Below are 1741 nucleotides of genomic sequence, written 5' to 3' on the forward strand. Positions count from 1 at the left end.
CCGTTCTCGGAGATGTCGTCGAAGCGGCCCACGAACGGGCTGATGTAGCGGGCGCCGGCGCGGGCGGCCATGATGGCCTGCGGCACGGTGAAGCACAGCGTCATGTTCACCGGGATGCCCTCGGCGGCCAGCTGCTTCGTGGCAGCCAGGCCCTCGATCATGGTGGGGAGCTTCACCACCACGTTGTCGGCGAGCGCGGCGAGCTCGCGGCCGTCGCGGACCATCTCGTCGCGCGTCATGGCCACGCTCTCGGCGGACACGGGACCGTCGACGATCTCGCAGATGCGCTTGATATGGTTGTGGAAGTCGGCGAGCTTGCCGCCCGTGCGCGCGTAGAGCGTCGGGTTCGTGGTCACGCCCGCCAGAACGCCCCAGCTGGCCGCCTCCTCGATCTCCGCAAGATCGGCGGTGTCCAGAAAGAATTTCACCTAGTCCTCCTTATGCTTATGGGTAAATCTGCTTGGAAACGCGCGCAAGCGCACGCGTGCATGCCTGAAGTGGAATATTGGATGTTAGATGGCTTTCCAACGGTGGGATATTCAGAACTTCGATCATGTTAGCGCATGATCCGCGATCGTTCAAGCACATCAGGCCGCATATCGTGGAATTGCGATGGAGGTTGGGGCACGCTTCGTCATCAAGCAAGGCGATGCGGGAAAGCGCCTCGGCGCGGGGCGGGCCTAGCCCATCGCGCGGAAGAAGCAGCTGCGCTCCCCCGTGTGGCAGGCGGGACCTGCCGGATGCACGAGCGCAAGCAGCGTGTCGGCGTCGCAGTCATAGCGCAGCTCCACGAGCTTCTGGGTGTTTCCGCTGGTGGCACCCTTGTGCCACAGCTCTCGCCTGCTGCGGCTCCAGAACACCGTCTCGCCGCGCTCCATCGTGAGCGCGAGCGATTCCTCGTTCATCCACGCCATCATGAGCACCTCGAGCGTGTCTGCATCCTGCACGATACAGGGGATCAGCCCGTCGGCGTTGTAAGTCAGTTCAGGGACGTCCATGATGCTTTCTCCTTGCTCGCAAATTGCGCAACAGCTGTTGCACTAGCGCCTTCTCACATCCGCTTCTCGATGTCCTCCGTCGACGGCAGCAGGTCGGCGAAGCCCTCCGGCAGCACCTCGGCGGAAGTTCAGTTTACCCGCAAACTCGGGCTTGAACGCGGAGTTCTTCGATTCGACGACTATAGCTACGTAAACAGGCTGCTCCTTTAACGCATAGTCGGTGATCGCGCATCGTGCTGCACGCACGAAGCGCTTTTCGCATGATCGCGGTGATTTTATATATGATTGAAAGCATAATGGACAAAAAGGCTCGGTAATCTATAGATTTTTGGCATAAATCAAGGGGTCGCGAATGCGGCGTTTGCGAAACGCCTGGTAGCAGGCCCTATGGTTTAATTATCTTTTATCAAGAATAGCGACAACTGCTCCTTCTTGTCCACAGCACCGCATACCCCGCGCGCAGAGCGGCTGCTTCGAGGTCCACGGCGCGCGAAGGTCGTCAGATTGTGCTAATCGGCTGGATGCGCGTCAAAGGGAAAGCCAGAGCAAATATTCTTTTTTCAAGAAAATGCAGGGACACGGTGGCGCGACAGCGCTACAACCTCACCGGTATTCCCTGGGCGCGCATGTGCTCTTTCACTTGGCGGACGGTGAGCTCGCCGAAGTGGAAGACGCTGGCGGCCAAGACGGCGTCGGCCTCGCCCTCGATGACGCCCTGGGCGAAGTGCTCGAGCTTGCCCACG

2 protein-coding genes are annotated in these 1741 nt (G+C 60.2%); both read right to left on the reverse strand.

Annotated features, from left to right (window positions below; all coding sequences use genetic code 11):
• The coding region (locus GPA_RS14770; RefSeq protein WP_041240636.1) for a transaldolase family protein at window positions 1–428 on the reverse strand (428 nt) is incomplete at its 3' end.
• A gap of 252 nt (window positions 429–680) precedes the next feature.
• Complete coding sequence (gene hisI / locus GPA_RS14775; RefSeq protein ID WP_015540371.1) at window positions 681–998, reverse strand: phosphoribosyl-AMP cyclohydrolase; 318 nt, start codon at window positions 996–998, stop codon at window positions 681–683.
• Window positions 999–1741: the final 743 nt, after the last annotated feature.

This window comes from Gordonibacter pamelaeae 7-10-1-b, from assembly GCF_000210055.1.
Taxonomy (GTDB): domain Bacteria; phylum Actinomycetota; class Coriobacteriia; order Coriobacteriales; family Eggerthellaceae; genus Gordonibacter; species Gordonibacter pamelaeae.

What these genes read in the sequence shown, in the direction of transcription:
- hisI (WP_015540371.1), bottom strand. Translation starts at nt 998, where the DNA reads ATGGACGTCCCTGAACTGACTTACAACGCCGACGGGCTGATCCCCTGT.